The 19,870-nt window shown below is 63.9% G+C and carries 16 protein-coding genes; 7 read left to right on the plus strand and 9 right to left on the minus strand.

Annotated features, from left to right (window positions below; genetic code table 11):
- The first annotated feature begins 185 nt into the window (after nt 1–185).
- Entirely contained in the window at nt 186–1,013 is an 828-nt protein-coding gene (locus BUA26_RS11410; RefSeq protein ID WP_072760822.1) for an arylamine N-acetyltransferase family protein, read from the plus strand.
- A gap of 7 nt (nt 1,014–1,020) precedes the next feature.
- Here the strand turns inward: BUA26_RS11410 and BUA26_RS11415 are convergent, their stop codons facing one another.
- From BUA26_RS11415 to BUA26_RS11430, 4 genes are all read right to left on the minus strand, one after another.
- The gene (locus BUA26_RS11415; protein WP_072760824.1) at nt 1,021–1,248 is read right to left on the minus strand and encodes an RNA-binding S4 domain-containing protein; all 228 of its coding nucleotides are present in this window, start codon (nt 1,246–1,248) and stop codon (nt 1,021–1,023) included.
- 42 nt (nt 1,249–1,290) lie between these two features.
- The gene (locus BUA26_RS11420) at nt 1,291–1,734 is read right to left on the minus strand and encodes a barstar family protein (RefSeq protein ID WP_072760826.1); all 444 of its coding nucleotides are present in this window, start codon (nt 1,732–1,734) and stop codon (nt 1,291–1,293) included.
- The gene (locus tag BUA26_RS11425) at nt 1,731–2,135 is read right to left on the minus strand and encodes a guanyl-specific ribonuclease (RefSeq protein WP_072760828.1); all 405 of its coding nucleotides are present in this window, start codon (nt 2,133–2,135) and stop codon (nt 1,731–1,733) included. The genes BUA26_RS11420 and BUA26_RS11425 overlap by 4 nt, the downstream gene beginning before the upstream one ends.
- Before the next feature lie 83 nt (nt 2,136–2,218).
- Nucleotides 2,219–3,070 carry a DUF72 domain-containing protein gene (locus BUA26_RS11430; RefSeq protein WP_072760830.1) on the minus strand — a complete coding sequence of 284 codons (852 nt, stop codon included), beginning with the start codon at nt 3,068–3,070 and terminating at the stop codon, nt 2,219–2,221.
- A gap of 170 nt (nt 3,071–3,240) precedes the next feature.
- On the opposite strand from BUA26_RS11430, the gene BUA26_RS11435 reads away from it, so the two are divergent.
- The 3 genes from BUA26_RS11435 (at nt 3,241) to BUA26_RS11445 (ending at nt 7,347) form a co-directional block, all read left to right on the plus strand.
- Nucleotides 3,241–4,917, plus strand: a complete 1,677-nt coding sequence (locus BUA26_RS11435) for a serine hydrolase (protein ID WP_072760832.1) — start codon at nt 3,241–3,243, stop codon at nt 4,915–4,917.
- 75 nt (nt 4,918–4,992) lie between these two features.
- The gene (locus BUA26_RS11440) at nt 4,993–6,642 is read left to right on the plus strand and encodes an alpha/beta hydrolase (RefSeq protein WP_072760834.1); all 1,650 of its coding nucleotides are present in this window, start codon (nt 4,993–4,995) and stop codon (nt 6,640–6,642) included.
- A gap of 207 nt (nt 6,643–6,849) precedes the next feature.
- Nucleotides 6,850–7,347, plus strand: coding sequence for a DUF3761 domain-containing protein (locus BUA26_RS11445; protein ID WP_072760836.1), 498 nt, complete (start codon nt 6,850–6,852; stop codon nt 7,345–7,347).
- Nucleotides 7,348–7,417: 70 nt separating this feature from the next.
- Here BUA26_RS11445 and BUA26_RS11450 read toward each other — a convergent pair whose 3' ends face one another.
- Entirely contained in the window at nt 7,418–7,852 is a 435-nt protein-coding gene (locus BUA26_RS11450) for a VOC family protein (protein ID WP_072761551.1), read from the minus strand.
- A gap of 52 nt (nt 7,853–7,904) precedes the next feature.
- A complete protein-coding gene (locus BUA26_RS11455; RefSeq protein ID WP_072760838.1) occupies nt 7,905–10,319 on the minus strand; it encodes a DUF3772 domain-containing protein in 2,415 nt (804 codons plus the stop codon).
- 238 nt (nt 10,320–10,557) lie between these two features.
- Between BUA26_RS11455 and BUA26_RS11460 the strand changes: the two genes are divergently transcribed.
- The 3 genes from BUA26_RS11460 (at nt 10,558) to BUA26_RS11470 (ending at nt 14,748) form a co-directional block, all read left to right on the plus strand.
- On the plus strand, nt 10,558–12,225 hold the full coding sequence (locus BUA26_RS11460; protein ID WP_083572981.1) for a serine hydrolase: 1,668 nt from the start codon (nt 10,558–10,560) through the stop codon (nt 12,223–12,225).
- A 115-nt stretch (nt 12,226–12,340) separates the two neighbouring features.
- On the plus strand, nt 12,341–14,182 hold the full coding sequence (locus tag BUA26_RS11465; RefSeq protein ID WP_072761552.1) for an ABC transporter ATP-binding protein: 1,842 nt from the start codon (nt 12,341–12,343) through the stop codon (nt 14,180–14,182).
- The gene (locus BUA26_RS11470) at nt 14,182–14,748 is read left to right on the plus strand and encodes a GNAT family N-acetyltransferase (RefSeq protein WP_083572983.1); all 567 of its coding nucleotides are present in this window, start codon (nt 14,182–14,184) and stop codon (nt 14,746–14,748) included. Before BUA26_RS11465 ends, BUA26_RS11470 begins: the two co-directional genes overlap by 1 nt.
- 68 nt (nt 14,749–14,816) lie before the next feature.
- Here the strand turns inward: BUA26_RS11470 and BUA26_RS11475 are convergent, their stop codons facing one another.
- From BUA26_RS11475 to BUA26_RS11485, 3 genes are read right to left on the minus strand one after another with little or no spacing between them, the layout of a single operon-like run.
- Nucleotides 14,817–17,852 carry a GGDEF/EAL domain-containing response regulator gene (locus tag BUA26_RS11475; RefSeq protein ID WP_072760844.1) on the minus strand — a complete coding sequence of 1,012 codons (3,036 nt, stop codon included), beginning with the start codon at nt 17,850–17,852 and terminating at the stop codon, nt 14,817–14,819.
- Nucleotides 17,849–18,229: a response regulator gene (locus BUA26_RS11480; protein ID WP_072760846.1), complete on the minus strand. Its 381-nt coding sequence runs from the start codon at nt 18,227–18,229 to the stop codon at nt 17,849–17,851. Before BUA26_RS11480 ends, BUA26_RS11475 begins: the two co-directional genes overlap by 4 nt.
- Nucleotides 18,226–19,689, minus strand: coding sequence for a PAS domain-containing sensor histidine kinase (locus BUA26_RS11485; RefSeq protein ID WP_072760848.1), 1,464 nt, complete (start codon nt 19,687–19,689; stop codon nt 18,226–18,228). Before BUA26_RS11485 ends, BUA26_RS11480 begins: the two co-directional genes overlap by 4 nt.
- Between the last annotated feature and the right edge of the window lie 181 nt (nt 19,690–19,870).

Genomic DNA, 19,870 nt, shown 5'->3' on the forward strand with positions numbered 1-19,870 from the left:
CTGGCGATGGGGACGCGTGAAGCGATATAGGGCTTGTGTCGTACGTGGGAGCGATCGTGGCGGATGCAAGCGCAACCGATTCGGGCATTCCCATCCGATATTTCGCTGTCGGGCCGGCAACGGTTACCTGCAACCGGGTTCGCGGCCGGCTAAGATCATCCGCCTGATTTCGACGAGACCTGCCCATGCACGACAGCATCGACCTGCAAGCCTATCTCCGGCGCATCGGCTGGGAGGGCGCGCTCGTGCCCGACATGTCGACTCTGCAGGCCATCGTCACCGCCCATGTGGCGGCGATCCCGTTCGAAAATCTCAATCCGCTGCTCGGCCTGCCGGTAAGCCTGGAGCTGGCCGCACTCGAGCGCAAGCTGGTGCGCGAGGGGCGCGGCGGCTACTGCTTCGAGCAGAACCTGCTGCTGCAAGCCGTGTTGCGGGAGATCGGTTTCGACGTGTCGGGCCTGATCGCACGCGTGCTGTGGACACAGCCCGAGGACGCGATCACGGCGCAGAGCCACATGCTGCTGCGCGTCGAGATGGCGGGCGAAAGCTGGCTGGTCGACGTCGGTTTCGGCGGACAGACCCTGGTCGGAGTGTTGTGGCTGCAGGCTGATATAGAACAGGCGACCCAACTGGAACCGTTCCGGCTGGTACGGGTGGAGGGCGACTGGCGCATGCAATCGCTGGTGCGTGGACAATGGCTGTCGCTGTATCGCTTCGACCTGCGCCCGGTGCCGCTGATCGATTACGTCGTGGCCAACCACTATGTGTCGACGCATCCGGACTCGAAATTCGTGAATCATCTGAATGTCGCGCGCACGCTATCGGATAGCCGACTGAGTTTGCGCAATCGCGAGTTCACCGTACGGCGCATGGGGCACGAACCCGAGCGGCACGTGCTGCGTGACGGCGCCGAGGTACGTCGCGTGCTCGAGCAGGAATTCCTCCTCGAGCTGCCAGCGCATCCGCAGCTCGATCAGCGGCTGGACAACCTGCCGGACAAATTTCCGACCTAGGCGGCGCCTAGGCTTCCGGATCCGCCAGCACGTGGATTTCCACGTCGTCGATGGTGACCGTCTGGCCCGCGTGGATCTTGCAGGTCTTGCGCAACTCGGTGACGGCGTCGACTTTCACCGCGCCGGTGGCGACGATGGCCTTGCCGGCGCCGCCGCTGTCGCACAGGCCGGTCAGCTTCAACAGCATGTTGAGTTCGACGTAAGTGCCTTCCAGTTCAAAATCGATGGTTTGCATGGGAATCCGTGAAAGAAAGTGAAGCCAAGCGTGACACGCTTTTCAGGCGGCCACGTGGCCGTCGTCGAATGCGCTGTCGGGCAGCGCGAGAAAAGCAAACCACGGCCTGTCGTTATCGTTGCCAAAGGTGGCTGCGTCGTCGAGGATGCCGAGCAGGATATTGAAGTCCGCTTCGGCGGTCAGACGCAACTCGCCGACGTGTTCGAACAGCAGCACGTAGCCCCAAGCGGGCATCCAGCCGAGATCGCGCAGGCAGTCGGCCAGCGCGTCCCAGTTGTGCCCGAACGTGGGCGGCAACTGCAACGACACCGCGAGTCGCCGCAGCAGTTCGTTCTTGTCGTGGCAGCCGGCCAGATCGATGCGGCATACGCGCAGTTCGTCGCGGGCGGCGGCTCTGGCGAGGCGGTCGAGATCATCGACGCCGACGAAATACACGCCACTCTGCGTCGGCTTGGTCAGGTCCAGGTCGAAACCGTGCGCGCTCATCGGTTCATCTCGAAGCGGCGAAAGCTGCGGTAGTGATCGTCGGTGTAATACCAGACCACCGGAGGCATACCGCCGGTGATGATGCGTCGAGCGCCGCGGGTTCGCGCACCGGGCGTTTCCACCGTGTACTCGTGGTAGTAACCGCGCGGCTGCTGTGGCAGCAGGCCTTCGTAGTTGCCAAACACCACACCGTCCTGGCTGTGTTCGAACGGGCCGCCGCGGGCGATCGCCTCCAGTGTGGCGCGTGCCTCCATCGGCAGGAATCCAGGCAACGCGGTCGTTCCGTCCTGGGTCGCTGTGGTGGGGCCGGTCGTGTTGGTCGGCGCGGTGGTGTGCTGTTGCCACAGCACTACGGCGAACACCAATGCAGCGAGCAGGATCAATGGATTGAGTCGGCGCATGTGGGCTCGCTGAGTTCGGGTGGAGTGAGCTTAGTGCTGCGGCGCCGGCCGATAAACCGTTGAATGACAACTGCGACTGGTGATCAGTGGTTGCTGTCGACCCGCGATTGCAGCGCCATCGCTGCCGCCGGGTTGCGGTGTTTGGCGGCGCTGATGAAGAAGACGAACACGTCGCGCGGCTGACCTTGAGGCTGTAGCGCAGCGGCATGCGGCAGGCCGCCGATGTCGTTGCCCGATGCCCAGCTACGCGCGTGCGCGGCCCAGCGGTCCAGTTCATCCGGCGCATAGCCGGTGGAGATCCCGTCGGCGCTGCGCATCAACCGCGCATAGGTGAAGTCGCCGGTGAGGTCGGCCAGCGACGGATAGTCGGGTGAGTCGGTGAACACGGTGGGCACGCTATGCCCGCGCGCCAGTTCCACGTAGCGTGGGCTCAGGAAGCTGGGGTGGCGCACTTCCAGCACGTGGCGCAGCGGCTGGCCGTTCAATGTGCGCGGCAGCGCTTCGAGAAAGGCGGCGAGATCGTCGGCATCGAAGGGCCGCGACGGCGGCAGCTGCCACAGGATAGGCCCAAGCCTGTCGTCCATTTCGGCAAGGCCGCCTTGCACGAAACCCTGGATGCCCTTGCCGACCTCGGCCAGCCGCTTGCCTTCGGTGATGTAACGCGGCGCTTTCAGCGAGAACACGAAACCCTCCGGCGTTTCCGCTGCCCACTTTGCATACGTGGCTGCCTTCTGCGCGCCGTAGTAGGTGCCGTTGATCTCGATCGCGCGCAGCTGGCGGCTGGCGAATTCCAGCTCGCGTCGCTGCACCAGCCCGCCCGGATAGAAGTTGTTGCGCCATGGCGCGTAGTTCCAGCCGCCGATGCCGACCCGGATGGCCGGGCCCTGGTCGGCGCCTGCGGTGCTGGCAAACAGGTCGGAAGGTGTATGAGCCATGAGTCGGTGCAGGTGAGCGTCGTTCCATGCATGTTAGCCGCGCCGGGTGCCGTTGCCGACCCGGCTCGCTGTGGCGAGCCATGCAGATGAGCGGTAACCCGTGACTTCCAGCGCTGGTCTTGCGCCGGGTTTGCCGCGATAGTTGAGGAATTGCCACTGGGGAGCCTGCGATGTTCCAGCGATTCTTCTTTCCGCGTCTGGCGGGTTGTTGCGCCTTGTTCGTGGTCGCCTCCGCCGCCTTGGCGCAGACACCTGCCGCGCCGCCGCCAGTGTCGACGCATGACACCGCGCAACCGATGCTGCCGGCGCAGCTGCAGGATTTCGGCGCCTACGTCGACAGCGTGCGCAAGACCTTCGACGTGCCGGGCATCGCGGTGGCGATCGTCAAGGACGGCAAGGTGGTGATGGAGCAGGGTTTCGGCTTGCGCGAGATCGGCAAACCGGATCCGGTCGATGCGCGCACGCTGTTCGCGATCGCCTCCAACACCAAGGCATTCACCGCCGCGGCGCTGCAGCAGCTGGCCGAGCAGGGCAAACTGAAAATGGACGATCGGGTGATCGACCATCTGCCGTGGTTCCGCATGTCCGATCCATACGTGACGCATGAGATGCGCATCCGCGACCTGCTGGCGCATCGCAGCGGCCTCTCGCTGGGCGCCGGTGACCTGCTGTACTGGCCACCGACCTCTTACACCACGAAAGAGGTCGTGCAGCGGCTGCGTAATGTGCCGATCAAGAACGGCTTCCGCAGCGGCTATGCCTACGACAACATCTTGTTCGCGGTGGCCACGCTGGTTATCGAGCAGGCCTCCGGCCAGAGCTACGCCGACTACGTGCGCGACCATATCTTCAAGCCGGTCGGCATGGACGAGTCGCTGATCGACATGACCTACCTCAAGCCTGGCATGGACGTGGCGACGGGCCACGCCAAGTCGGACTTCAAGGATCTCAAGCCGGTGCCGCCGATGGCCTGGGTCAACGATCCAGGCGCCGGCGGTATCTACGCCAGCGTGCATGACCTCGCCAAGTGGATGAACGTGCAGCTGGCCGGTGGCGCCTTGTCCGTGAACGGCGTGGACGGCAAGCCTGCGCGGCTGTTCTCCGAGGACAGCCAGAGCCAGATGTGGAGCATGCTGACGCCGATCAAGATCGGCAAACCGCCGATTCCCGAACTGGCTCCGCTGATGCCGCACTTCTACGGCTACGGCGAGAGCTGGTTCCTGTCCGACTACCGCAACCAGCGGCTGGTCTGGCATACCGGCGGCTGGCCGGGCATGGTCTCGCGGGTAACCCTGGTGCCGGAGCTGCACCTGGGCGTGGTGGTGCTGACCAATGCCGAATCCGGCGCCGCGTTCAACGCGGTGACCTATCGCGCGCTGGACGCCTACCTCAACCCGGCGCAGAAGACAGACTGGGTCGCGATCTACGACAAGGCGGTGAAGAAAGCCGAGGCGAAATCCGACGACAGCTATGCCAGGCACGCGGCAGCACGCAACAAGAACAGCAAACCTTCATTGCCGCTGGCGAAATACGCGGGTACCTACCGCGACCCGTGGTACGGCGACGTCATCGTCAGCCACGAGAACGGCAAGCTGCGTCTGCGCTTCTCCAAGACGGCGCAGCTGGTCGGCAGCATGACGCCGTGGCAGAACGACACCTTCACCGTGCGCTGGGACGACCGCTCGCTCAATGCCGATGCGTTCGTGACGTTCGCGCTGGACATGGACGGCCATATCACCGAGGCGCGCATGGAGCCGATCTCGCCACTGACCGATTTCAGTTTCGACTTCCAGGACTTGCGACTTGCGCCGGTGAAAGGCGACAAGAGCGGCACCCAGGACGATTGATACACCGCCGCGCATCAGGGCATTTCCTGCGCGGCTCACCATATCAGCCATGACCGAGGCAAGGGGAGAGTCATCATGCGCAACCGCTTTCACACAGCCATTGTTCTGCTCTCGTTGGGACTGTTCGCCGGCGCGGCACAGGCACGCACCGATCCCGGCATCACCCATCAGTTCTTTCATGTGCGCCTGAGTACGACGGCGGCGGCACGACCCACCTCGGGCCGGCTGCTGCTGTTCGCGATCGACGCCAAGACCGCCGAAGCGGCAGCCAAGGCTGCGTCCGGCGGCAAGAGCGCCGTGGTGGAGGAGGTGGACGCCAACCCGTTCCGCGCCACCGAAACCAGCGTGGCAGCACGCGAGATCAACGATTGGGCGCCGGGACAGACCGTCGCCATCGATGCCGACCAGATGGTATTCCCGTCCGCCTTTTCGCGGCTGCCGCCGGGCGACTATCTGCTGCAGGCGGTGCTCGACGTCAATCACGACTACAACTATCACGGCCGCAGCGGCGGCGACCTGCGGAGCAAGGTGGTGGCGGTGCATCTGCCGACGACATCGCCGGCAACCTTCGAGCTGGTCGACACCGTGCCTGCACGCCAGCCGTGGCAATTCCCCAAGGGAGCGATGAGTGAGCTGTCGATGCGCCACCTTGACGAGGCTCGTGCACACGCGCAGTCGATCGACTTCAACAGCCCCGGGCTTGGGGCGTTCTGGGGCCGGCCGATCACCATGCGCGGCTGGGTGCTCACGCCGCCTGGCTATGAGAACAGCACGCAGCGTTATCCCACGGTCTATGTCACGCACGGCTACGGCGGCGATGCGACGATACTGAGCGCCAACGCGACGGTGGTTTACGCCGCGATGGCGGAACAGCAGATGCCGCCGATGATCTGGGTGTTTCTCGACGAGTCGAGTCCGACCGGTACGCACGAGTTCGCCGACTCGGTCAACAACGGTCCGTGGGGGCAGGCACTCACCACCGAGCTGATTCCGCACCTGGAATCCCAATACCGCATGGACGGTACGGTCAACGGCCGTTTCCTCAACGGCCATTCCTCGGGCGGCTGGGCCACGCTGTGGCTGCAGACGCGTTATCCGAAAATCTTCGGAGGCACTTGGTCGACCTCGCCCGATCCCAGCGACTTCCATGATTTCACCGGCGTCGACCTGTATGCGCCGAACGCCAACGTCTATCGCCGGGCGGATGGCTCGGCTTATCCGCTGGTGCGCGATCACGCTAAGGTGCTCGGTACGTTCGAGCAGTTTGCCAGGATGGAGCGCGTGCTCGGTCCGTATGGCGGCCAGCTGGCCTCGTTCGAATGGGTGTTCTCGCCGCGTGGCGAGGATGGCCGGCCTGAGCCGATGTTCGACCGTGCCACCGGTGCCGTCGACCCGGCGGTAGTCAATTACTGGCGCGACCATTACGACATCGCGTGGCGTCTGCAGCATGAATGGCCGCAGCTGAAACCCGACCTGGACGGCAAGATTCACCTGGTCGTCGGCACCGCCGACACGTTCTATCTGGACGGCGCCGCGCACAAGCTGAAGGCGGTGCTCGACGGCCTGCACGCCAAAGCGGACTTCCGTTTCCTGCCTGATCGGACCCACTTCGATTTGTATGTCGTGGGCAAGGACCGTCAGGGTTTGCTCAAGCAATTCAGCTGGGAGATGTATGCGGTGGCACGGCCGGATTCGAAGTTGAAACCGGTCGCGACGGCGCCGTAGTGGTGCGAACAGTGTCATGGCAGCGGGGCTGTGGGGCGTGGCCCAGCAGGGAGGTTCGCAAGTTCATTCGAAACAGCCGTCCGGCGGATGAATGTCATGCCGCACGTATATATCGCGGTCATGATTTTGCGGCATAGTCGCGCTGCAGGCACGGTCGTTGCGCGTGCCTGGGAGTGTCTTCGCGAATTCACGTTGGAGGGAGTCTGAATGAAATCGTCAAATCTGATGGCCATTGCATTGGCTTGTCTGCTGGCCGTCCCGGCCGTCTATGCACAACAGGCGTCCGCACCCGCCGGTTCCACCGGCCAGTGCAAGGACGGTAGCTACTCCAGCCAGGCCACCAAGAAGGGGGCGTGCAAGGGGCACAAGGGTGTGAAAGAGTGGTATGCCGCCGCCCCGGCTGCCGCAGCCGCCGCCGCCCCGGCAGCCGCGGCCGCTGCCGCACCAGCAGCTGCCCCGGCCGCCGCAGCCGCAGCTGCTCCAGCCTCGAACAGCGCCATGAAGTCCCACGCCATGCCGGCGCCAGCCGCCGCGGCAGCGCCCGGTGGTGGCCCTGGCATGGTCTGGGTCAACGACAAGAGCAAGGTCTACCACTGCCCGAGCGACAAGTGGTACGGCAAGACCAAGCACGGCGAGTACATGAGTGAGGCCGATGCCAAGGCCAAGGGCAACCATGCCGAGCACGGCAAGGCCTGCACGCCATAACAGCTGATGCAATCTGGTCATGCAAGAGGCCGGCGCAAGCCGGCCTCTTGTTGTCTGATCAACGCGCGGATCAACCCGGTTTCGGCTGCCACGGGTCGTAGCTGCCGAAGTACCACAGATGGCCTTCCGGGTCGTGGCAACTGTAGCCGGCGCCGCCGTATTCCTTTTCGGCATAGTCGTCGACGATCACTGCACCGGCGGCCTTGGCCTGCTGGTAGTGCGACTTGCAGTTGGCGACGATCACGCAGGCGCACTGTGTTTCGCGGCCACCGATCTCGTCAGGCTGGGCGATGTGCCGACCGAATTCGTTGTCGCGGACTTCACCGACCATGACCATGCCGTTGCCGAAGGTGAGCTGGGCATGCTCCACGCCGCCTTGTTCGTTCTCATACACGGCATGCTTTTCGAAGCCGAATGCCTTGCACAGCCAGGCGATCGCGGCATGCGCGTCGCGGTAGCGTAGGCAGGGAATGATGGTGCTGCCGGTTTGGCTGGATGCGGACATGAGGCTGGCTCCATGGTCGAAGTTCATGGCGACGAATGTTGCTGATGCCGTATCAATCCCGATCGTCGTGGCTCTCGGCGATCGGCGGCAGCCGGCGCAGCACCATACTCTGCGGACTCGTCATCGGCAGCTTGGCATTGCGCAGGCTTTCGAGAATCTGGAACAGCAGGTCGCTCTTTACGCCACTGACATCGCGCGGGCTGTTGACGTAGGCGATGCAGTTGAAAGTCATCGAGCCGGCATCGAGATTTTCCAGCTGCACGCTGGGCGTCGGCATGTTCAGGATGTCCGGATGTGCGTGCAGCACTTCCAGGATCAGCTCGCGCGCCTTGCCCGCATCGGTCTCCAGTGGCATCGACAGCTTGATATTGACGCGGCCCTGGGCGTTGGCGAGGGTCACGTTGCGCACGTTCTGGGTGATGAACTGCGAGTTCGGCACGATCATGGTCGAGCGATCAGCCATCTGGATCTCAGTGGCGCGCACGTTGATCCGGCGGATGTCGCCCTCGACGCCGCCGATGGCGACCCAGTCGCCCACTTTCACGGGCCTCTCGGCCAGCAGGATCAGGCCGGAGATGAAGTTCTGCACGATCGCCTGCAAGCCGAAGCCGATACCGACCGAAAGCGCGCTGGCCATCCAGGCGATACCTTGCAGGTCGACCTTCAATGCGAGCAGCGCCAGCACGAACACCAGCACGCCGCCGACATAGCCGAGCAGGGTCAGCATCGAATTCTGCATGCCGGAGTCGAGCGAGGTCTTGGGCAGCAGCTGGTCGCTCAGCCAGCGCTTGATCACGCGCAAGACGAGCAAGCCCAGCGCGAATACCAGCACGGCGTCGAAGATATTGCCGGGCACGACATTGAGCGAGCCCAGCGTGCCGCCCGACAGCAGCGTGCCCACACGTCCGGCGAGCTCCTGCGGGCCTGCGCCAAACGGCGCCAGCACGATCGCCACTGCCAGGATCAGCAGCATGGCCCGGGCTATGCCGGACAATAAGGTGCCGGTCTGTTCCAGCGCGCCGGAAGCGAGCCCGAAGCTGGTTTGCAGGCGCGTACCGCTACGTCCCTTGGGGTCGAAAACGGTGTCGAAGATGTCGTCGACCAGATACATCAGCAAGTACAGCGCGGTGAGGATCACTCCCACCCACAACATTTGCCCCGCGATAAAAAACGCAAAGGCGATGTAGCCCGTGATCACGCCCAGCAGCACGATGCCGACACCGACGAATGCCGCCGCGACCACCAGGCCCACCCAGACCGGCCGCTGTGCCGTCAGTTCGCCCGCGGCCAGCGTGGCGCGCCGCGACTGGCCCAGCCGCATCAGCGCACTGCCCACCAGCAGTGCGATCAACACGGCGAGCAGCGCGCGCGTCGTCACAGTGATCGCCAGGCTGGCGCCGATGGCGTTGTTGATGCTTTCGACCACGCCACGCAACAGGGCAGCGCCACCGAGCAGCGCCGGGAATGCGCGCAGCCGATGCGCGGCATCGTCGGACAGGGTGGACAGGCGCCAGGAAGGACGCTTGCTGGAGAGCATCGCGCGGCCGAGGCCGGTCATGAAGGCGGCGAAAGTCACCAGCCGCACCAGCTTCTTCGCCAGATCATCCAGATCATCAGCCAGCAGGTCGTTCCAGCTCAGCGCGAGGTAGGCGGAGCGCGCAGCCAGTCCGATCGCTAGCGTGTAGGCGAGCGTCATCGCCACGGCAAGCGCACTGCGCCGCAGCCGGCCCGTTGGCATATGTTGGGTCGTCACTCGCACCAGCACTCGCTCGATCAGCCAACGCCCCACGCTGAGCAGCAGTACAGAGGTGATCAGGCACAGTACGAACGGCGCGCGATTGGGCGGTTGCCAGGCCTGCTGCACGATCAACAAGGCATTGCTACCCAGCTGTTCCGCTCGCCGCATGTCGTCGGGAAACGCTTTGGCCGGGTCCGCCCAGAATGTGCGGCTGAACGGTGTCGCCGTGCGCGAACTGAGCTGGGTCTGGAACTGGTCGCGCCGCAGTTCGGCGACGTGAGCGGCCAGCTGAGTGGCCTCGGTGCCCAGCGAGTTGGCCTGCTTGATCTGGCCTTCCAGATCATTCTTGGCCATGGTCAGCTCTTTGCGCTGCGAACTCAGTTGCGGCGACTCGGGCGGAGCGCCCTTGGCCGGCGGCGGGCCAAGTACGTCGAGCCGCGTCTGCAGCCCGGCCGACTGCGGCGACAATGTGGATGCCAATTGTTCGGCCTGTTGCTGCACGTCCAGCGCACGATTGCGCAAGTCGCCCAGCGGCACGTCGGTCTTCTTGGAATCCACCGCGGCCTTGATGTCGTCGAGCTGGGCTCGCAGCTGGGTCAGCGTCTGCGCCGGCGTGAGGGCTGGTGCTGCCGCAGCCGGTGCAGCGGCCTCCGGAGTGTCCTGCGCCAGAACGCCGCCGCTGCAAACCGCCAGTAACAGAATAAGGAGATAGCGGATCAGAGTAGACATCCGGCCATGATCGGAGCGTGGCCGCGGGCGGTCAATCACGCCGCTGGAGTTTCGAGGCTGGCGTTCAGTATTGAACCGCCCAGGATGACGCTCAGACGTATGGCCTCTCTGCGAGGTTATATGGTCAGCAGTGAAAACCAGTACGCGGCAATCCAGGACACACTCATGTCCCAGGCTGCTGGAATCCGCATGCGCGAATCGCAGCCACCGTGTAGTGTTTCGAGATGGAGATGGCGTGATGAAGAGCTCCACGAGACTGATGCTGGGCGCGGCCTTGTCGATGGTCTTGTCCACGGTTGCCGCCGCCAATCCTGCGGTGCTGCCCGCGCGCATCGCCAAAGTGGCGCAGCAATACACCGAAGCCGGGGTCTACCCGGCGATGGTCATCGTCATGGTGGATGGCGATCGCAGCCAGGTCGTCGGTTTCGGCAAGCTGGCCGATGGTCGTGCGCCCGACGGCGACACGGTGTTCGAGATCGGTTCGGTGACCAAGACCTTCACCGCGCTGCTGCTGGCGCAATCGGTGCTGGCGGCGGAATTCACACTGGACACGCCGGTGGCCACATTGCTGCCGGAGTTCAGGATGCCTTCGCGCAACGGCAAGCCGATCACGCTGGGTCTGCTGGCCGAGCAGTACTCCGGACTGCCGCGCCTGCCGGGCAATCTGCGGCCGGCGGACCTGGGCGATCCCTACGCCGATTACGGCCGCGACCGGCTCAAGGCGTTCCTCGCCGGCTACGCCTTGCCGCGCGATCCCGGTGCAGCCTACGAATATTCCAACCTCGGCTTCGGCCTGCTTGGCGATGCCTTGGCGCAACATGCGCACCTTACGTATGGCGAATTGCTGCAGCGCGAAGTGCTGACGCCGTTGGGCATGCGCTCCAGCGGTGTCGAACTGACGCCTGCGTTGCGTGCGCGCCTCGCCCCGGGTCACGATGAACGAGGACAGCTGGCGAAGCACTGGCAACTTGGTGCACTGGGAGGTGCTGGTGCGTTGCTCAGCAGCGGTGCCGACATGCTGCCTTACCTGCTGGCCAGCATGGGCCAACGGAAGACATCGTTGAACGCCGCGATGGCGCTGACCCACACGCCGCGGCGCGACATCGGCAAGGAAGATGGCGACCGTGATCGCATCGGACTGGCCTGGATGATCCACCACACGCCGCAAGGCGACGTGGTCTGGCACAACGGCGAAACCGGCGGCTACAGCAGCTTCATCGGCTTCACCAGCGATGGTCGGCGCGGCGCGGTGATCCTGACCAATGCCACCGGCGCACCGCAGGAGCTGGGCTTTGCGGCCTTGCTGCCGTCCGCGCCGCTGCCGGTGGTGCATAAGGCGATCGCCCTGCCGTCTGCACAGCTCGATGCCTATGTTGGCCAGTACATGATTGCGCCGGGCCTTGCGCTGAACGTGTCGCGTCGCGATGACCAGCTGTTCGCCCAGGCCGTCGGGCAGGGTGCGTTTCCGATTTTCGCCAGCGCGCCCGATGCCTTTTTCGCCAAAGTCGCGGCGATCACCATCGATTTCGAACGCGATGCCACCGGCAAGATCGATGCGCTGACCCTGCATCAAGGCGGCGTCGATCGCCGCGCGCGGCGCACGGACACCGTGACCGCCTTGGATGGCGCTCGCAGCGTTCCGCTCGATCCGGCGGTGTTGCACGGCTATGTGGGCCGCTACGCCTTGGCCCTTGGCGTGGAGTTCGCCATCACGGTTGAGCATGGTCAGCTCTACGCCCAGTTGACCGGGCAGGCCGCGTATCCGGTCTATGCCACGGCGGCGGATCATTTCTTCTATACCGTAGTCGACGCGCGGCTGGATTTTGAACGCGATGCCAGCGGCCGTATCGTTGCTCTGGTGCTGCACCAGAACGGACACGAGCAGCGGGCACCACGGCAACAGTGATACCGTCGGGCATGGCGAGCCGCACTGCCTTTCAGGCATCCATGGCGTGCGGCCCTTGCGAAACCGCTCGCCAGCAAGCACGTTACCGGTTCTTCTGCATCTTGCGATTCCCATGATCTTTCGCTGGTTCGAATCCCTCATCGACGCGTTCAAGGATCCCGTCGACAGCATGCCGCCGAAGCCGGTATGGCGCTTCTACGCGTTCTACCTGCGCCAGGTGTGGCCGGTGTTCGCCGCGGCGATCGTGGTGGGTTTTGCGGTGGCGATCGTGGAGGTATCGCTGTTCGGCTTCATCGGCAGCATCGTCGACATGGCCAAGGGCGCGCCGAGTGCGACGTTCTTCCACGAGCACGGGCGCAGCCTGCTGTGGATGGGCTTCGTGGCGTTGATCGCGCGACCGGTGCTGGGCAGCCTGCACGATTTGCTGGTGAACCAGGCGATCGTGCCCAGCCTGACCAACCGCATCCGCTGGCAGAACCATCGCTACGTGATACGCCAGAGCCTGGGCTTCTTCCAGAACGACTACGCCGGTCGCATCGCCAACCGCATCATGCAGACGGGCGCCTCGCTGCGCTCCTCGGCGGTGCAGATCGTCGACGCGATCTGGTACGTCACCATCTATACCGGCAGCGCGATCGTGCTGTTCGCCAAGGCGGATTTCTGGCTGGCTGCTCCGCTGGTCGTGTGGGTGTTCGCGTATGTCGGCCTGCTCGGCTTTTTCATTCCGCGCGTCAAACAGCGCTCCTGGAAGGCTTCGGAGGCGCGCTCGAAACTGATGGGCCGTATTGTCGACGGCTACAGCAACGTGCTGACGCTGAAGCTGTTTGCGCATACCCATCGCGAGGAAGCCTACGTCGCCGACGCCATGGCCGAGCAGACCGACAAGCTGCGTCGGATGACCCGCGTCACCACCGCGATGGATGCCAGCATCACCACGCTCAACGGCTTCCTGATCGTGGGCACCTCGGCGCTGGCGCTGTGGCTGTGGAGCGAGGGCAGGGTGACGGTGGGCGCGATCGCGCTGTCGACCGGGCTGGTGATCCGCATCAACAACATGTCGGGCTGGATCATGTGGGTGGTCAACGGCATCTTCGAAGACGTCGGCACCGTGCAAGACGGCATCACCACGATCTCGCAACCGCGCGCGGTGCAGGATCGCGAAGGTTCAATGCCGCTGGAAGTCACCAACGGCGCGGTGCGTTTCGAGCACATCCATTTCCATTATGGCAAGCAGGGTGGGGTGATCGCCGGGCTCGACCTGGCCGTGCGCGCGGGCGAGAAGATCGGCGTGGTCGGCCCGTCCGGTGCGGGCAAGTCGACCCTGGTTAATGTGCTGCTGCGGCTGTACGACCTCGAAGGCGGCCGCATACCGATAGACGGCCAGGACATCGCGAACGTCACCCAGGAAAGCCTGCGCTCGCAGATCGGCGTGGTGACCCAGGACACCTCGCTGCTGCATCGTTCGATCCGCGACAACCTGCTGTACGGCCAACCCGACGCCAGCGAAGCGCAGATTCTCGGCGCCGTTCGCAAGGCGCGCGCCGACGAATTCATTCCGCAACTGGTGGACGGCGAAGGCCGCACCGGCTACGACGCGCTGGTCGGCGAGCGCGGCGTAAAACTTTCTGGTGGCCAGCGCCAGCGCATCGCGATCGCCCGCGTGCTGCTGAAGGACGCGCCTATCCTGGTTCTGGATGAAGCGACCTCGGCGCTGGATTCCGAAGCCGAGGCCGCCATCCAGGACAGTCTCGATATCTTGATGCAGGGCAAGACCGTGATCGCCATCGCCCATCGCCTGTCCACGATCGCCCGGATGGACCGGCTGGTAGTGTTGGACAAGGGCCACATTGTGGAAACCGGCACGCACGCGGAACTGATCGCGCACGAGGGTTTGTATGCGCGGCTGTGGAAGCGGCAGACCGGCGGTTTTGTGGCGGCCGAAGATGCGCTGGGGTGATGATCTGGCCTGATGATGTCGTGCGTCAGTGTCGAGTCCTTGCGGCAGATAATCCAACCCCGCCCCGGCTGTTTTCTCGCCCGGGGCGAACCCGAGGTGTCCTTTTGAATCATCAAGTGGTGGTACGGACAGTGCGGCGCCAGGACTTTCCAGCCTGGAAAGTTCTGTGGGATGGCTACAACGCCTTCTACGGCCGAAGCGGGCCAACTGCGCTGCCGGACGAAATCACGCAGACGACCTGGTCACGCTTCTTCGACGCTTATGAACCCGTGCATGCAATTGTTGCCGAGAGTGCCGGCGAGTTGCTTGGCCTGGCGCACTTCCTGTTCCATCGCAGCACCATCCAGCTCCACCCGAGTTGCTACATGCAGGATTTGTTTGCGGTCGAGGCGGCCCGGGGCAAAGGCGTCGGTCGCGCGCTGATCAATGCCGTCTACGAGCGCGCGGAGCAGGCGGGTTCGCCACGTGTCTATTGGCAGACCCACGAGACGAATGCAACGGCCATGCAGCTGTATGACAAGGTTGCCGAGAAGTCCGGGTTCGTCGTGTACCGCAAGCTGCTGTAGGTAGAGCCGCCAGTCGCGTAAATGATGGGATGACCACCGTGGCTTGGACCCCATGTTGTCGATCCCGGTCACGCCGACAAATTCGCCAACACTTCCTCGAACACGTCGGCCGGCATCGGCCGTCCGAGGAAATAGCCTTGCAGGATGTCACAGCGCAACAGACGCAGCAGTTTGGCCTGTTCTTCGGTCTCGACGCCCTCGGCGACCACGCGCAGCGACAACGAATGAGCCAGGTTGATGATGTTGGTGATCATGCCCATGGTCTCCGGACTCTGCGTCAGCGTGGCGACGAATGACTGGTCGATCTTGATCTCGTCCGCAGGCAGGCGCGTCAGGTAATTGAGCGACGAGTAGCCGGTGCCGAAGTCGTCGATGGAGATGTGGCAGCCGAGTTCGCGCAGCTTTTCGAGCAGCGGGACGTTGTGTTCGATATCGTCCATCAGCAGGCTCTCGGTGATCTCGATGTCGATGCCCTGGTCGGCGCGGTGAGGCTCGAGAATCGCGCGGTACTGGTCGAGAAAGCCGCTGTAGCGCAGTTCACGCGCGGACACGTTGACCGCGATCCGCAGGCCGGGTTGGTAGCGGGCGCGCCAATCCACGACGTGGGCCAGCGCATCACGCAGCACGTATTGCCCCACTGGCACGATGAGCCCGGTCTCTTCCAGCACGGATATGAATTCGGCAGGCTGAACCATTTCGCCTGGACGGCGCCAGCGCAGCAGCGCCTCGGCGCCGAGCAGCCGGTTGTCGACGGCAAGGAACTTGGGCTGGTAGAACAGTTCGAACTCACCTTGATCGAGAGCGTGGCGCAGATCATGCTCAAGTTTCAGCCGGCGGGTGGCGCGGCCTTGCAGGTTCTCGCTGAACACGTAGAGCAGTTCGTCGCGCCGCTCGGCTTCTGCCAGCGCGGACATCCCGTTGCGTTCGAGTATTTCGCCGTTGTCGCCATGCTGCGGCGCGATGGCGACGCCGCCCTGCGGGTTGATGTAGATCTCTTCGCCGTAGATCGTGAAAGCCTGGTTCTCGAACCTGCGCAGCTGCGCGTGAAGACGCTCTATCTCCGCGCTGAGTCGGTCGGTGATGGGATAGGCGAGCAGGAAGGTGCAGCCCTCGGGGTGAGCCACGAAACCGGTAGCGGCGAATATGCGGCGCAGGCGTATGCCGACCTGTTCCAGGCAGTGGTCGCCGAACGCGCGGCCGCGCGAGTCGTTGATGTAGGCAAAGCGCCGGATATCCAGCACGCAGACGATCACCGGGCCGCAGGCCAGCATGGACTGCACCTGTTCGCGAAACGCACTCCGGTTGGGCAGGCCGGTCACCGGGTTGTGGTAGGCGAGATATTCCAGTCGCTCGCTCTTGGCGATGAAATCACCGGCGTGATCGATTTCTTCCGCCAGCCGCTCGAGCAGGCCGATTTCCTCCTCGTCGTAGTCGCGCACGGATTCCGAGAACAGTGTCAGGACGCCCCAGGGTTCGGCGCCCCCCAAGGGCAAGGCCACCTCCGACATGACGCCGGCCTGTTTCATTTCCTCGCGAAGCTCGGCGGGAACATCCGCCATGGCGAAATCGCCAATGACGATCTTGTGCTTTTCCCGGAATGCCCGAATGCCGGGGTGCTGATGATAGCGGCCAGGTGCGTTGACGGGCATGGGATCGTCCGGCGCGACCGATTGCAGAATGGCCGTGTCGCCATAGCTCCCAGCTACGCGCAGCGTGCCGGCAGCGGTGCCCTCGCCGATACATGCCGCCTTGAATCCGCCCTGGTCGACGGCGACACGACAGGCGTTGTGCAGCAGTCCGCTGCGGTCCGACGCCCGCACCACGATGTTGCCGATGGCGCTCAGTACCGCATGGATGTGGACGAGCCGGTTGATCCTGGCTTCCTGGGCGAGGCGTTCGGTATCGTCATGGTTGGCGCCGCGGTAACCGATGGCACGGCCATCGACGTCCAGTACCGGGTTCGCCGTGCTCTCCAGAATGTGCACCCCGCCATCGCGGTGCCGCCAGCGCAGCGGCTGCCGCCGCCATGGCCGCGGGTATTCGAGAAAGGACGGGATGCGTTCGACGACGCTGGCGCGGTCCTCGGGGTGGATCAGCATCGCCACGTTGTGGCCCAGCAATTCGTCGGCGGAATAGCCGAGCATATGTTGCACGGCGTTGTTGGTGTAGATCAGTCGGCCTTCGCGGTCGACTTCCCAGATCCAGTCCTGGCTTGCCTCGATGATGCTGCGGAAGCGTTCCTCGCTCTCATGCAAGGCGCGCTCGATGCGGTCGCGTTCGGTGATGTCGCGGATGAACATCGTGTAGAGCCGGCCTTGCGAGCTGTCCTGGCTGGAGACGGTTGCTTCGATGGTGAATTCGCTGCCGTCCCGCCGCCGGGCATGCAGCAGGCGCGGCCCGCTCTGCCCTGGGTCGGGCTCGCCGATCAGCGCGTCACAGAGCGGTGGGGGGAAGAATTCACCGAGTGGACTGTGCAGGGTCGTCGCACGCTCGCATCCGAACATGGTCTCGGCGGCCGCGTTGAAAAGCATGATCTTCTGTTGCTCGTCGAAGGCGATGATCGCGTCGAGCGCCGACTCGATCAGGCCGGACAGGCGCGCCTCCGTCTGCGCCAGACCCTGGCATGCGCGCTCGAGCTCGGTGCTCTTGTCCTCGAGTTTGCGCACCAGCGTCTCGCTGTACTGTCGAAGGATCGGTGACTCGATCTCGCCTGGTGCCGACGAAGTGGCAGCACTGCGCGGCATATTGATGGCCGCTTGCAGCGCGGCAATGATGACGTCAGTAGGGGCTGGCTTCGAGATGTAGGCATCGGCACCTGCATTTCGTGCCAGTTCGCGATCGGTGGTCGAGTTGTAGGTGCTGGTGTAGAGCACCAGCGGGAGGTGGCTGAAGCGCTTGTCTTTCCTCACCTCCAGGCTGAGCAGGTAGCCATCCATGCGCGGCATGAGGATGTCGGACACCACGCCGTCGACCGTCTCGCGCTCGAGTATTTTGAGCGCTTCGATGCCGTTGACGGCCTCAAGCACCTCGTGCCCCGCCTCCTCCAGTTGGAGACGCAGCAGCTTGAGGTTGGTCGGCCCGTCGTCGACGATCAGGATTTTCATCCGGAGCCGGCTCGCTGCAGGTAGACGGCAGCCTGCGCGGGAAACGCGCGGGTGTCGATCGGCTTGGCGATGTAACCATCGCAGCCGGCATCCAGCGCGTTCTCCTTGTCACCTTTCATCGCGTAGGCGGTGAGGGCGACGATGGGTACATGCTTGAAGCGATCCTCGGCCTTGAGTTTTCGCGTGAGGGTCAAGCCGTCCATGCCGGGCAACGAGATGTCCATAAAGATGAGGTCGGGGACAGTATCGCGAAGGAAGACCAGCGCCTGCTCGGCGTCGACCGCCTGATCCACCCGATAGCCCTCAAGTTCGAGTACGCACAACGCCAGTTTCAGGTTGGTGGGGTTGTCGTCGATGATGAGGATGCGCTGCTTCATGCCAATTGCGCCTGAGCCGGCAGCAACACCGTGACTGTGGTGCCACGTCCGAGCTCGCTTTGCACGGTGATGGTGCCGTGCTGGATCTCGATCAACTTCCGGGTCAATGCAAGACCTAGCCCGGTACCCTGGAGGCGGCTCGCAGCACCGCGCTCGATCCGCTGAAATTCGACGAACAGGCGGCTCAGATCTTCGGTCGCCATACCGATGCCGGTGTCCGTTACCTGGAGTTGCAATTCCCCGCCAGGAAGGTGTGCAGCGCCGATATCCACGCGCCCTCCGGAGTTGGTGAACTTGACCGCGTTGGAAAGCAGGTTCAGCAGGATTTGCTTGAACTTGTGACGGTCGAGGCTGACATGGTCGAGCGTCGGCGCGATGGTCGTGGTCACCGCAATCCGCTTCTCGTCGGCCTGTGGCGAGAGCACCGCGCAGACTTCGCCGATGGCCTGCGGCAGCGGGAAATCCTCCTCCTGCAACTCCATGCGGCCCGCCTCGATCTTGGCAAGGTCGAGCAGGTTGTTGACCAATTGCAGCAAATGCTGGCCGCAGTTGAGGATGTCGCCCAGAAACTCCTTCTGCTTGTCTCCGAGCGGACCGGCCTTGCCGTCCGCCAGCAGTTGCGAAAAGCCGATGATGCCGTTCAGCGGCGTACGCAGCTCGTGCGACATGTTGGCCAGGAACTGGCTTTTCAGCCGGTTCGCCTCCTGCAGCGAGGCTTCGACCTGCTTGCGTTCGGTGACGTCGCGAATCGCGCTGGATATCAGCAGCCCGCTCTCGGTCTGCAGCGGACTCAGGCTGATCTCGACAGGGAATTCGGTGCCGTCCTTGCGCAGGCCGAAGAGTTCCAGTCCGGTTCCCATGTTGCGGGCCCGCGGCTGCGCGAAGAAACCCGCGCGGTGGTCGGGATGCCGGTTGCGGTAACGTATCGGCACCAGGATCTCGATCGGCCGGCCAAGCAGCTCTTCGCGCTTCCAGCCGAACAGGGACACTGCCTGCGAGTTCGCCAGTTCGATCAGACCATGGCGATTGACGATCACCATGGCATCGGGCGCCGACTCGAGCAGGTCCCTGAATTTTTCCTCGGCGCGCTTGCGCACGGTGATGTCGCGCACGGCGCTCATGACCATCGTGCTCCCGTCCATCACGATGGGGCTGAGGCTGATTTCCACCGGAAATTCTTCGCCGTCCTTGCGGCGGCCGTACAGTTCCAGGTCTGCTCCCATCGCGCGGGTGCGCGGCTGCGCAAAAAATCCGCTGCGGTGACCGGCATGTGCTCTTCGGTACCGCTCGGGCAGCAGGATATCCACGGATTGCCCGACAAGCTCGTCGCGCGCGTAGCGGAAAACACGCTCGGCCTGCGAGTTGGCGAACAAAATCCGGCCGCCGGAGTCAGCCATGACAATCGCATCCGGCATGGCTTCCAATAGATCGTTCAGCTGCTGCCCGGCTAGATCGAACATGGCTATCTCCTTGAGGCCACGAGCGGGACCCGCCAACTCACGCGTCACAGGCTTGCGAACGGCCTTCCGGCCAAAAGCGAAAGCAGTGATGCAATCTGTGCAAAACGTCGTTTAAGGAAACAGATCAACTGCGGGTTGATGCATCGAGACTGTCGTAGTGTCCCAATAAAGCCCGCCCCCC

Source organism: Rhodanobacter sp. OK091, assembly GCF_900142825.1.
Classification (GTDB): Bacteria; Pseudomonadota; Gammaproteobacteria; order Xanthomonadales; family Rhodanobacteraceae; genus Rhodanobacter.